General features: G+C 63.2%; 12 protein-coding genes. 8 read left to right on the forward strand and 4 right to left on the reverse strand.

The annotated features are described in order from the left end of the window. Positions 1-144: 144 nt before the first annotated feature. Positions 145-759, reverse strand: a complete 615-nt coding sequence (locus PLAV_RS01425; protein WP_011995191.1) for a cupin domain-containing protein — start codon at positions 757-759, stop codon at positions 145-147. Positions 760-863: 104 nt separating this feature from the next. Between PLAV_RS01425 and aptA the strand changes: the two genes are divergently transcribed. Continuing rightward, a complete protein-coding gene (gene aptA / locus PLAV_RS01430; protein WP_011995192.1) occupies positions 864-2,192 on the forward strand; it encodes an omega-aminotransferase AptA in 1,329 nt (442 codons plus the stop codon). Between the two features lie 475 nt (positions 2,193-2,667). Next, on the forward strand, positions 2,668-4,302 hold the full coding sequence (locus PLAV_RS01435) for a hypothetical protein (protein ID WP_041535791.1): 1,635 nt from the start codon (positions 2,668-2,670) through the stop codon (positions 4,300-4,302). Between the two features lie 354 nt (positions 4,303-4,656). Here the strand turns inward: PLAV_RS01435 and PLAV_RS01440 are convergent, their stop codons facing one another. Further along, the gene (locus PLAV_RS01440; RefSeq protein ID WP_011995194.1) at positions 4,657-5,184 is read right to left on the reverse strand and encodes a VOC family protein; all 528 of its coding nucleotides are present in this window, start codon (positions 5,182-5,184) and stop codon (positions 4,657-4,659) included. 3 nt (positions 5,185-5,187) lie between these two features. Next, positions 5,188-5,832 carry a carboxymuconolactone decarboxylase family protein gene (locus PLAV_RS01445; RefSeq protein ID WP_011995195.1) on the reverse strand — a complete coding sequence of 215 codons (645 nt, stop codon included), beginning with the start codon at positions 5,830-5,832 and terminating at the stop codon, positions 5,188-5,190. Positions 5,833-5,902: 70 nt separating this feature from the next. Here PLAV_RS01445 and PLAV_RS18620 point away from each other — a divergent pair, with 70 nt between their 5' ends. From PLAV_RS18620 to PLAV_RS01465, 4 genes are all read left to right on the forward strand, one after another. Beyond that, the gene (locus PLAV_RS18620; RefSeq protein ID WP_011995196.1) at positions 5,903-6,376 is read left to right on the forward strand and encodes a MarR family winged helix-turn-helix transcriptional regulator; all 474 of its coding nucleotides are present in this window, start codon (positions 5,903-5,905) and stop codon (positions 6,374-6,376) included. Next, a complete protein-coding gene (locus PLAV_RS01455; RefSeq protein WP_011995197.1) occupies positions 6,373-7,242 on the forward strand; it encodes an isocitrate lyase/PEP mutase family protein in 870 nt (289 codons plus the stop codon). Before PLAV_RS18620 ends, PLAV_RS01455 begins: the two co-directional genes overlap by 4 nt. Before the next feature lie 11 nt (positions 7,243-7,253). Further along, entirely contained in the window at positions 7,254-7,682 is a 429-nt protein-coding gene (locus PLAV_RS01460; RefSeq protein ID WP_011995198.1) for a PaaI family thioesterase, read from the forward strand. Positions 7,683-7,761: 79 nt separating this feature from the next. Beyond that, positions 7,762-8,049, forward strand: a complete 288-nt coding sequence (locus tag PLAV_RS01465) for a GIY-YIG nuclease family protein (RefSeq protein ID WP_011995199.1) — start codon at positions 7,762-7,764, stop codon at positions 8,047-8,049. Positions 8,050-8,131: 82 nt separating this feature from the next. Here PLAV_RS01465 and PLAV_RS01470 read toward each other — a convergent pair whose 3' ends face one another. Next, a complete protein-coding gene (locus PLAV_RS01470; protein ID WP_011995200.1) occupies positions 8,132-8,902 on the reverse strand; it encodes a transporter substrate-binding domain-containing protein in 771 nt (256 codons plus the stop codon). A 250-nt stretch (positions 8,903-9,152) separates the two neighbouring features. Between PLAV_RS01470 and ileS the strand changes: the two genes are divergently transcribed. Together ileS and lspA are read left to right on the forward strand one after the other, a co-directional pair. Next, positions 9,153-12,050 (forward strand): isoleucine--tRNA ligase, encoded by a 2,898-nt coding sequence (ileS, locus tag PLAV_RS01475; RefSeq protein ID WP_011995201.1) that lies wholly within the window; start codon positions 9,153-9,155, stop codon positions 12,048-12,050. A 21-nt stretch (positions 12,051-12,071) separates the two neighbouring features. Further along, positions 12,072-12,626, forward strand: coding sequence for a signal peptidase II (gene lspA, locus PLAV_RS01480; RefSeq protein WP_011995202.1), 555 nt, complete (start codon positions 12,072-12,074; stop codon positions 12,624-12,626). Positions 12,627-12,673: the final 47 nt, after the last annotated feature.

Consider the following 12,673-nt stretch of genomic DNA (forward strand, 5'->3'; position numbering starts at 1 on the left):
GTCTGGGGGGAGGGAGGGAGAGGGCCCGAGCCATCAGAGGGAACAATAGGGAGATAGGAAGAGGCTTCGCGCCTCGCAAGGAGATACCCCTGCGACGGACGGTCGCGCCCGTTGGGCGTCATTTTTCTTTTTATATGCAGGGGCTTAGAAGCTTGGCGGTGTACAGGCCGAAACGACCACGCAGTCTATCGTGCCCGGATTATGGAAGCGGTGGGGCAGGCGGCTGTCGAAATAATAGGCGTCGCCCGCGACCAGGCGGCGAACCTCTCCGCCCACGGTAAGCTCCAGTACGCCCGAGATGACGATGCCGCATTCCTCGCCCGCATGGGAAAGCATCTCGTCGCCCGTATCGGCATCCGGCGCATAGCGTTCATGCATCATCTGGATGGCGCGGCCCCGCGTATCGCGGCCGAGCAGGCGCAGCGACACAGGTCCGCCCGCGATCTCGCGCAGTTCCTTCGCCTGATAGAAAACCTTCGCGCGCGGCTTCATGTCGAGCGTCAGGAAATCGGCAATGGAAATCGGAAAGCCGTCCAGCACCTTCTTCAGAGAGCCGACCGAAGGGCTGATCCTGTTCTGCTCGATGAGCGAAATCGTGCCGTTGGTGACGCCGGCGCGCTTCGCGAGTTCCCGCTGCGAAAAGCCATGCATCACCCGCAGCTCCCGCAAGCGGGCGCCGATATCCGGGCCTTTTTCTTCGCCCTCAGGAGCGTCTGCCCCGGGGGCGGAGCGGTGCGCGCGTCGTGCATCTCCAGCCATTCGTTTAAGATACTAAACGGATTTATAAGAGTCACGCACGGAGCCGCTTGCTTTCGCGCCCGCGCCGACTTTCAATCGCGAAAAGTTTTCCCAAGGAGCAATGCATGAGTGCCGCCGACGCTACGCCGAACGATCTTGAATCCTTCTGGCTGCCCTTTACGCCGAACAGACAGTTCAAGCGCGAGCCGCGCATCGTCTCGCGGGCGAAGGACATGCATTATTTCAAGCCGGACGGGACGCCGGTGCTGGATGCGACGGCGGGCCTCTGGTGCTCGAATGCGGGGCATTGCCGGGAGCCCATCGTGCGGGCGATCCAGGAACAGGCGGCGGAACTCGACTTCGCGCCGTCCTTCCAGTTCGCCCATCCGAAAGTCTTTGAGCTCGCAAGCCGCGTCGCCTCGCTTGCCCCCAATGATCTCGATCATGTCTTCTTCTGCAACTCGGGCTCGGAAGCAGCCGACACCGCGCTCAAGATGGCGATCGCCTATCACCGCGCGAACGGCGAGGGCACGCGCACAAGGCTGATCGGCCGCGAGCGCGGCTATCACGGCGTCGGCTTCGGCGGCATCTCGGTCGGCGGCATGGTGGCGAACCGGAAATTCTATGGCCCCCTCCTCGCCGGCACCGACCATCTTCCGCATACATATAATCGCGCCGAGCAGGCCTTCACCATCGGCGAGCCGGAATGGGGCGCGCATCTGGCGGATGAACTGCAGCGCATGGTCGATCTGCACGACGCCTCGACCATCGCGGCAGTGATCGTCGAACCCATGGCGGGCTCGACCGGCGTGCTGCCGCCGCCTGTCGGCTATCTGAAGAGGCTGCGCGAATTATGCGATAAACACGGCATCCTTTTGATTTTCGACGAGGTCATCACCGCCTTCGGACGGCTTGGCCATGCGACGGCATCGGAACGCTTCGGTGTCACGCCCGACATCATGACCTTTGCGAAGGGCATCACGTCGGGCACCGTGCCTATGGGCGGTTGCGTCGTCAGGAAGCATGTCTACGACGCCTTCCAGACGGGCCCCGATCATGTGATCGATCTCTTCCACGGCTATACTTATTCAGGACATCCGCTTGCCGCGGCGGCAGCCCTTGCGACGCTCGATCTTTATCGCGAGGAAGGCCTATTCGAGCGCGCCAAGAAGCTCGAACCCTATATCGCGAAAGCGGCGATGAGCCTCAAGGGACATGCATTGCTGCAGGACATCCGCACCATCGGCTTCGTTGCGGCATTCGATCTAGCGCCTGTCGAGGGATTGCCCGGCAAGCGCGGTTTCGATGCGATGCGGGTGGCGTTCCACGAGGAAAACATGATGGTTCGCGTCTCGGGCGACACCATCGCCGTGTCGCCGCCGCTGATCGCGGAGGAAACGCATCTCGACGAGATTTTCGAGAAGTTCGGGCGCGTTCTGGACAAGGTTTCCTGAAGCACCGTAGAAGGACGGTTAGACCTTTCGGCCAGCGGGGACAAGGCATACTTGTCCCCGCTTTTGCGTCCACTGTCATCGAACTGTCATGAAACCGTCACGCGGCTTTTCGGAGAGGCGATGAGAGGGCGAAGGGCGGGCACGCTGAAATCCCCCGCGCCTATTATTTTCAACAGGCGCAACCATCTCGTCCCATAATACCGGGGATAAACCGGCGGCGCCGCGCGCGGCCGCCAGGGCAGGGGCAAGCCCGCGAAATAAATCCGCATACAGATGAAATGAAACTTATGGAACCTAACTCCCGCACGCGCCGCCGGGAGACCGGAAAATGCACCCCGGCAAGGGTGCGGGGCGAGATTTTAGTTTTCTGTTAACCACGCGCGCTCCTAGATTGATACCGGAGCCGGGCTCAGGGGCGGGAACTTCTGCGCATAGCCGGACCACCTTACAACCCGATGATGCGAAGGGTCGCGTCATGACGATATTTGTGCGGCGGTTCCGCGCTGTCATCTTCCATGCGCTAGTTTGCGGGGCTCTGTGCGGGCTCTTTTCGATGCCCGCCCATGCCGCTTTCCAGGGCACTCCCGACGCGGCGATTTTCGCCGACCACTTTGCCGTGCTCGAGGATCATGAACGCGCGCTGGAGGGCGCGCCCGCGGGACGGCCGAAGCCGCCGCCGATCTCCACCATCGTTTTCAAGCCGCCGGTAAAGTCGCTGCCGCCGCTGCCCGACATTCACGAGACGAAGGGCATCACGCAGCGCATCCTGATCGAGAAGTCCCGCTGCCTCGGCTGCGCGCCGGACGCCGCGGCGGCAGCCACGGGCCTGCCCATCGGCGTCTTTGAAAACGCGCTGCGCCTTGCCATCGAGAAAGGCTGGCGCGCGGGCTATGACGAAATGCGCGCAGCAGCACCGCGCGCCACACCGCCGCATCTCGACGAGCCGGAAGCGCGCCGCGATTTCTACCTGCGCTATATCCGCCGCATCGTTCATGGCTGGCAGGTCGCGGTCGTTCATACACAGCGCGCGAACAACAGGATCGGCGAGGCGGAGGCCGACCGCTTCAACGCGGTGCTGCGCCGGACGCTGCCGCCTTCCGGCATCCGCCCGCAGGCGCCGCAGCGGATGCGGACGGGCTGGGTCTCCGACAAGGAGATGGACTGGCTCGACCGCCGCGCGGGCAAGGTGCGGCAACCGAAGAAGCGCCTCGCCGACAAGGACGCGAAGCGGATCGCGGAACGCTTCGTCCAGCCGGCAGGGAAGCCGGTGGTCGAGAATGCGGGAGTGGAAGGCGACAGCAACATCATTCCCTTCGCGCGGATCGCGACCGGCTATGCCGACGACATGCTGCTCGGCAGCGCGCGCGCCTTTCTGCCGGAGGGCACACAGGTCTGGAGCCGCACCGGCGGGCAATGGACGCTGGAGGCGCTGAAGCAGCGCGTGGCGGTAAGTGGCGGTGCGGCCTGGCCGCTCGGCGAGGCGACGAAACTCGGCGCCACCATGACCTGGGGGCGGGGCTGGCGCGATGGGGCGCGGCCCTGGGGCAGCGAGTCCCTGCTCGTCTCGCCCTTCATCTCCTATGCGATGAGCGAGAATGTAAGGCTGCGCGCCTATGGCGGCGCGGGCTACCGGACGGATCATGTCGAGACGCGCGACCAGTCCGTCGCCTATGGCGGCAGCAGCCTCTTTTCGGGGGCGAGCATCGAGGGGATGTGGGAATTCGGCGCGCTGCGCTTCCGGCCGGCCGGGCATCTGAGCATGAGCCGCTTGCAGGTGACATCGGGCGAGGCGGCGGGCGAGGCGCGCTCGCGCGGCCGCGCCACCTACAAGAACGGCTTCACCTACAGTCTGCCCGAAACGCACTTCTTCTCGAAGGTGGAACCCTTCGCCAGCGTCGCGACGCACTGGACCTTCGACCGGATCGACCGCGAGGCGCGCTTCGCCGATGTGCCGCTCAAGAGCGAATTCGGCGGCGACGTGGAAAGCGGCATATTGCTGAAGGCGCTGGGCAATCTGATCGACGCGCGGCTGGCGACGGGGATCGAGGATATCGGCGAGACGGGTTTCACGAATTACATGGTGACAGGACGGGTGAAGTTTTCGTTCTGAGCTTGCGGCCGCGCTCCGAAAGTCACCCCTCCCCGAAAAATTCTTCGCTACGCTCGAATTTTGTCGACCCTCCCGCAGGGGGAGGGTGGGAAGAGGCGTTGGCTATCTTCCTTCCTTCTTCCTTCCTTCCACTCTCCCCTTGGGGGAGGGTCAAACGGCTGAAGGCCGTTTGGGGCGGGGTCGCGGCGGGGCGGCATTTTCCATCGATAGCGGGCCGGGTGCGGCGGGGCAGTGACCCCGCCCCGAAATTTGTTTCGCTTGCGCTCACAAATTGTCGACCCTCCCCCAAGGGGAGGGTGGGAAGTGAAACCTGTCATTCCGCAAGGGGAGGGAGGAAGAAATTCGTCTCCGGCCTTACGCAGCCGCCGGCTTGTGGAACTGGATGTTGGTGGGCGGTTTGGAGAAGGCGGGTTTTTCGGCGGTGAGCGCCCTCAGGGCTTCTTCGCGGTCGGCATCGCTGAAGCTGCCGGTCGTCAGGCAGAATTCAACGAAATTGCCGTTCGGGTCTTTCGTGTAGACCGAGTGGCACCAGTTGTGGTCGATCTCCAGCACGTCGAGCCCGGCATCGAGCCAACGCTGGCGGCGGCGTTCGAGGTCGGCGCGGTCCTTCACGTCGAAGGAGATGTGGTTGATGTGGTCGGGCACGCCGGCGGCCTTGGAGAGATTGGTCTCGAAATTCTCCGTTCCCGGCATGTCGTGCATTTCCCAGAAGGCGATGAACTTGCTGTCGTCTTCCATGCGGTAGAAGAAATGCTTGGCCCAGCCGCCTTCCGGCGAGGGGCCGATTTCGACCTTTACTAGCTCGAAACCCATCACGCCTTCGTAGAACTCGTGAATGGCCTTCATGTCGCGCGCGGCAAGCGCCAGATGATGATAGCCCATGCTTCAATCCTTCCCTTGCTTGTCGACCATGCTCATGACGTCCGCCGACGCGCCTGCGGGCGCGGCGATTTCCACCACGCGCTCGTCCACATCGTCATATTCGAGGCGGAGCGCGCGCGACATGGTGGCGTGCATGTCATAGGTCGCGGTGATGTAGGTGAACTCGAGAATCTCTTCGTCGGAGAGGTGCTTCTTCATCGCATCGAAAATCGCTTCCGGCACGCGGCCGCCCTGCAGCACGAGGCAGTCGGTATAGGCAAGCAGCGCGCGCTCGATGGGCGCGTAGCAATCGGCGATCTGCCAATGCGGGATCGCCTGTATCTGTTCCTCGGTGAGGCCGACATCGCGGCAGGCCTTGCAATGCTGCGAGAAGACGAATTGCGAGCCGCGCGCGAAACCGGCACGGATCTGGCCGAGTTCGCGAAGCTTCGGATCGAGCTTGCGATTCTTGCTCCGGTAGAACTGGAAGCCTTCGGTCGTGTGCTTGAAGGCGTCCGGCACCAGCGCGAAGACGGTCCACCAGTTGCCGGGCGTGCCCGTGGCGGTACCGGGCTCTTTCACCGGGTCGCGCTCGCCGAACAGCATTGTGTAAATCTGCTGCGCCAGCGGGCCGGCATCCGCCTTGCCCACTTGTCTCAGTCTCGGCATGCGTTTCCTCCCGTTGCATGACCGGGAAGAATGTAAGATAAACTGACGAATGGCTCAAGCGGGGATTCCGATGACGCAAAGACAGCCCGGCGTGTTGATGGCGCAATTGCTCAACCGCTTCATGTGGTTCGACGGCGCCTTGCAGAAGAACCTCGATGCGCGCGGCCATGGCGGCGTGCGCCGGCTCGAATCCATGACCATGGTCTATGTCCATGCGGGCGTGCGCCGCCCGAGCGAACTGGCGCGGCTGCTCGGCGTCACGCGGCAATCGATGAACACGGCGCTGCGCGAGCTGGAGGAAAAGCGGCTTGTCTATATGACGCCGGACCCCGAGGATGCGCGCTGCAAGCTCGTGACCTTCGCGCCGGAGGGCGCGGGCGTGAGGGCGGAGGCGCTGGAAATCGTCAGCGGCCTCGAAGCGGAACTCGAAGCGCGGCTCGGCGCGAGGACGGTGGAGAACCTGGCACGCATCGTGAGCGCGGAATGGGGCGAGGCGCCGGTGATGGCGAAGCCGGTACAGGGAAGAAAGAAGAAAAAAGCATGACGAGCCTCGGCGATCTTCTGGCGGCGCCCGGCATTCTGGTCGCGCCCGGCGCCTATGATGCATTGTCGGCGAAGCTGGCGGCGAAGGTGGGCGCGCGCGTGGTCTACATGACGGGTTTCGGCGTTGCGGGCGCGAGCTTCGGTGTGCCGGATATCGGGCTTGTGAGTGCCACGGAAATGAGCGAGCGCGTGCGCGCGATTGCGGGCGCGGCGGCGCCTGTGCCGCTGATCGCCGATGGAGACAATGGGCATGGCGGGCCCTTGAACGCGGCGCGGCTGACACGCGCCTATGAGGCGGCGGGCGCGGCCTGCATCCAGATCGAGGATCAGGTTTTTCCGAAACGCTGCGGCCATATGGAAGGCAAGGAAGTCGTCGCGCTGGAAGAAGCAGCGGCGAAAATCCGCGCGGCGGCGGAAGCGCGCGGGAGCCGCGACTTCAAGGTGATGGCACGAACGGATGCGCGGGCGACGCATGATCTCGACGAGGCGCTCCGGCGCGGCGAGGCTTTCCTGAAGGCGGGCGCCGACATTCTTTTTGTCGAGGCGCCGCAGGGCGAAGACGAGTTGCGGAAGGTCGCGGAGACCTTCAAGGGTGTTCCCCTTGTCGCCAATATCGTCGAGGACGGCAAGACGCCCTATCTCGGCGCGAAGGCGCTGGAGGAGTTGGGATTCAAGATCGCGCTTTTTCCGGTGTCGGCTTTGCTAGCCGTCACCGCGCGGCTCGAAGGCGTTTACGCGACGCTGCTGAAAGGCGAGGGCTTGCCCGCGGGCGAGGCGCGCGTCACCTTCCAGCGCTACAATGAATTGATCGGGCTGCCGGAGATGCTGGCGGATGCGGCGGCGATAACCCGGGACACAGAGAAATAGACGGAGACGTGATGCCGAGCTGGGGGAATATTCTGAAGCGGATCGAAGCGGGCGAGATGGAGAAGGCGCCGCCGCATGTTGCCGCGCTGAAGCTTTATGCGGGCAAGCTGACCGTGCTGGAGCCGGGCCGCATCCGCTACGACTGGCCGGTCGATCCGTCCTTCCTCAATCCGGTTGCCGTCTTCGGCGGCTATCTCGCGACGCTGGCCGACCAGACCTGCTCCTTCGCGCTGATGACCATGCTGAAGGACGACCAGAATTTCACGACGTCCGATCTGCAGATGCATTTCTTCCGTCCTGTGACGGAAGGTGTTTTGTCCTGCGAGGGGCATGTGCTGAATGTGTCGAAGACGCAGGCCTATGTGGAGGCGGTGTTCACGAACGCGGAAGGCAAGCTGGCGCTTAAGGCAAGGGCGGTGGAGCGGATTATCGCGGGGTGAGGCTCGGGCTTCATGCTCCCACCCAAAAATATGTCACCCCCGGGCTTGACCCGGGGGTCCAGGGTTCCGGGTGAGGCGCATGAAGGACTACTATGTCTACATTCTTGCGAACGGACGAAATGGAACGCTCTATACGGGCGTGACCAACGACATTCAGCGCCGCGTCTCCGAACATCGAGAGGAAATCGACAAAGGCTTCACCAGCCGTTATGGCGTGAAGCATCTCGTCTGGTACGAAGTGCATAGCGAAGCACTGACGGCGATACAGCGGGAGAAAAATCTAAAGCACTGGTCACGCGCGTGGAAGATCGCGTTGATCGAGGAGGCGAATCCAGCCTGGCACGATCTCTATCCGGGGCTCTTTTGAGTCTTGCGAAGGGGGACGCCGCCGATGGCGGCTTCTGGACCCCCGGGTCAAGCCCGGGGGTGACATAGTTTTTATGGTCCGACTACTCCACCCACTTCCCGAAAATTGTTGCCTTCTCTCCGCTCGCCTCCATCGCTGCGAGCCATTCATCCACGCGCGCTTTCCAGGCTTCGTCCTGTGGTAGCAGGTAAGCCTTCTCCGAACGGTCGAAGGGCTCGTCGGGATGGATCGCGCAAAGCGCGGGATGCTCCTTCGCCATGATCCGCGTTTCGATGGCGTCGGTGATCATCAGGTCGGCGCGGCCTTCGGCGATTTCCTCGAAGATGGTCGCATTGTCCTTGTGGAGGATGATCGCCGCCGTCTTGATGTTCGCGCGGGTGAATTTTTCGTTGGTGCCGCCGGGATTGACGATCAGCGTCACGCCTTCGCGGTCGATCTGATCCAGGGTCTGGAAGCGGGCGGCGTCTTCGCAGCGGGCGATGGGCGTCTTGCCGTCGGTGAGGAGGGGCGTGGAGAAGAAGGCGGTGGTCCGCCGCTCCTCCGTGACGGAGATGCCGCCCATGCCGATGTCGAATTTTTCGGCGGCGAGGTCGTCCATCAGGCCGGGCCAGCTTGTGGGGACGATTTCGAGGCGGAGGCCGAGGCTGTCCGCGAGCGCCCGGGCCATGTCCACATCGAGGCCTTCGAAATGGCCTTGGGGCGCCTCCCAGGAGAAGGGCTTGTAGTCGCCGGTGAGGCCGACCCGGAGCGTGCCCGCGGCCTCGATGCGGGCGAGCGTGTCCGCCGCCGCCGGGACGAGGCCGAGAAGGAGGGCGAGGGCCGAAAGGGCGAGAAGGCGGGGCAAATGGCGCATGGGGTGGGACTATAGGGCGCCCGGAGCGGGGCCGGAAGCGGCGCCTTTACTGGACTGTAAAGGGTCCTGCTGCTAGAAACCCGTCCCATGAGCACGCCCGATTTTCATTCCGGTTTCCGGGGGGTCCGCCCCGGCATCATAGCGCGAATTACAGGCCCGGCCGGCCGCTGAGGGACCGCACAGGTTCCGCGCGGGCTGAGCCGGGTGTTTCTGTTCGAGTATCGCGCAACCCCAATATCCGGGACCATTCATGTCCACCGAAGAAAACCCCACCGGCCGCGACTATCGCGACACGCTTTTCCTGCCCACGACCGATTTTCCGATGAAGGCGGGGCTTCCCGCCCGCGAGCCCGAATGGCTGGCGCGCTGGCAGAAGCTCGGTCTTTACGAGCGGCTGCGTGAAAGCGCGAAGGGCCGCGAGACCTTCATCCTGCATGACGGCCCGCCCTATGCGAATGGCAACATCCATATCGGCCATGCGCTGAACAAGATCCTGAAGGATGTCGTCGTCCGCTCGCAGCAGATGATGGGCAAGGACGCGGCTTACGTGCCCGGCTGGGACTGCCACGGCCTGCCGATCGAATGGCAGATCGAGGAAAAATACCGCAAGCAGGGCAAGAACAAGGACGAGGTGCCGGCGCTCGAATTCCGCCGCGAATGCCGCGAATTCGCGCAAGGCTGGGTCGATGTCCAGAAGGAAGAATTCAAGCGGCTCGGCGTTTCCGGCGAGTGGGACAATCCCTACCTCACCATGTCCTTCGACGCGGAAGCGGGCATCGTCCGGGAATTCCAGAAATTCCTGATGAACGGCTCGCTCTATCGCGGCTCGAAGCCGGTGATGTGGTCGGTAGTGGAAAAGACCGCGCTGGCGGAAGCGGAGGTCGAGTATCACGACCATGTGAGCCACACGATCTGGGTGAAGTTTCCGGTTACGACTAGTTCGCCCAAAACAAACTTCCCGATTGGACCGGTAAATATTGTTATCTGGACGACGACACCCTGGACCATTCCGGCGAACCGTGCGATCGCGTTCAATCCCCGCATGGAATACACATTCTTGGCGCACAACGCTCCGGATGGTCAGCAAGTTTATTTGGTTGCTGAGGCTCTGCGCGAACGGTTTCTAAGTGAAGCTAAGCTTGATCCAGAGGAGTGGAAGGTGCTCTGGTCCGTTCCGGGATTCGAGTTGAAAGGAACGGTCTGCGCCCACCCCTTCCGTGGCGTTGAAGGAGCAGGCGACTACTTTGATTTCGATGTGCCGCTTCTCGCGGGCGATCATGTGACGGAAGAGGCGGGCACGGGCTTCGTGCATACCGCGCCGGGACATGGCCAGGACGACTACATCATCTGGGTGGAAAATTTCGGCTCGAAGGACATTCCCGAGACGGTGAACGAGGAAGGCATCTATTACGATCACGTTCCTCTTTTCGCGGGCAAGTTCGTGCTGACGCGGCAGGGCAAGGAAGGCACCGCCAATGCGGCCGTGATCGAGGAACTGGAAAAGGCGGGCGCGCTGCTCGCGAGCGGCAAGGTCAAGCATTCCTATCCGCATTCATGGCGCTCCAAGGCGCCGCTCATCTTTCGCAACACGCCGCAATGGTTCGTGGCGATGGATGCGAAGGTGGAAGCGGCGGGCGGCAAGCCCTTCCGGCAGGTGGCGCTGGAAGAGATCGAGAAGGTGCGCTGGGTGCCTGCGCGCAACCGCAACCGCATCCATTCCATGGTCGAGACGCGGCCCGACTGGGTGCTGTCGCGCCAGCGCGCCTGGGGCGTACCGCTGACGCTCTTTGTACGGAAGGATGACGGCACGCTGCTGCGCGACGAGAAGGTGAACGCGCGCATCGTCGATGCCGTGGCGAAGGAAGGCGCGGATGCCTGGTTCGAGCGCCCGGCAAGCGACTTCCTCGGCAATGAGCATAATGCCGACGAATATGAGCGCGTGACGGATATTCTGGACGTCTGGTTCGATTCAGGCTCTACCCATGCTTTCGTGCTGGAAGCGCGCGGCATCCCCTCGCCCGCCGATCTCTATCTCGAAGGCTCCGACCAGCATCGCGGCTGGTTCCAGTCGTCGCTGCTCGAAAGCTGCGGCACGCGCGGCCGCGCGCCCTACAAGCAGGTTCTCACCCATGGCTTCACCATGGACGAGAAGGGCCGCAAGATGTCGAAGTCGCTCGGCAACGTCATCGCGCCGCAAAAGATCGTGGAACAGAACGGCGCGGATATCCTGCGCCTCTGGGTGGCTTCCACCGACTATTGGGAAGACCACAATATCGGCAACGAGATCATCAAATCGAACGTCGAAGCCTATCGGAAGCTCCGCAACACGTTCCGCTATCTGCTCGGCAATCTCGCGGGTTTCGACGAGGCGGAGCGCGTCGCCGTTGCCGACATGCCGGAACTCGAACGCTCGATCCTGCACCGCCTTGCCGAACTCGATGATCTGGTGCGCAAGGCCTATGCGGATTACGACTTCAAGCGCGTGACGCATACGCTGTCGAACTTCATGAATGTCGATCTCTCGGCCTTCTATTTCGACATCCGGAAAGACACGCTTTATTGCGACGCGCCGTCGAGCTTGCGCCGCCGCGCCTGCCGCACGGTGCTGGATGAACTCTTCTCGCGCCTGACCGCATGGCTCGCGCCGGTGCTCTGTTTCACGACCGAGGAAGTCTGGCTGACGCGCTTCCCCGGCGACGAGGCATCGGTGCATCTGCGGACCTTCCCGGAGACGCCGGCCGAATGGCGGGACGAGGCGCTGGCTGCCAAATGGCGCAAGGTGCGCGAGCTTCGCCGCGTCGTCACTGGCGCGCTCGAAGTCGAACGCCGCGAGAAGCGCATCGGCGCGAGCCTCGAAGCGGCGCCGGATGTCTATGTCTCGAAGCCCGACTATGTCGCCGCGCTGAAAGGCGTCGATCTCGCCGAACTCGCGATTGCGAGCCAGGCGACATTGATCGAGGGCGAGGGCCCGGCGGATGCCTTCCGCCTCGACGATGTGCCGGGCGTCGCCGTGGTGGCGAAGCTGGCGGAAGGGCGCAAATGCGCGCGCTCCTGGCGCATCCTGCCGGAAGTGGGCACCGACCCCGATTATCCCGACCTGTCCTTGCGCGATGCGGCGGCGGTGCGGGAATATGACGCGCGCGGCTGAACACGCCGCAAGGGAGGAACGATGGAGCGTCCGACGCGAGAGACCTTCTGGGGCCCGTTTTCGCTTTTCGGCGCCCTGATCGCGCTGGCGGGCTTTGCCGCCGACCGGCTGCATAAATGGTGGATGCTGGACGTCTATGGCATCGCGGGGCGCGGCCGGGTGGAGGTGACGTCCTTTTTCGACCTCGTCATGGCCTGGAATAACGGCGTCAGCTACGGGCTCTTTCAGGCCGAAACGGCGACGGGGGTCGCGATACTGGCGGGCTTCGCGCTGCTGGTGATCTGCGGCCTCGGGCTCTGGCTTGCCCGGGTTGAGTACAAGGTGACGGCGCTCGCCATCGGCCTCATCCTCGGCGGGGCCATAGGCAACGTCTATGACCGCATCGCCTACGGCGCCGTGGCGGACTTTTTTAGTTTTCACGCCTTCGGTTTTTACTGGTATATCTTCAACATTGCCGATGTGTGGATAGCTTTGGGCGTCATTCTCATCATCCTTGAATCGGTATGGCCGGGCCTTGTGGGCGCCGGCAAAAAGAAAGACGGCCCGGACGGCGAGACGGGCGGCACGCCGGTCTGAACGGCATATTCTCGCGATCAGCCGCCATCGTTAAGGAGACTGCGGAC

Source organism: Parvibaculum lavamentivorans DS-1, assembly GCF_000017565.1.
GTDB lineage: Bacteria > Pseudomonadota > Alphaproteobacteria > Parvibaculales > Parvibaculaceae > Parvibaculum > Parvibaculum lavamentivorans.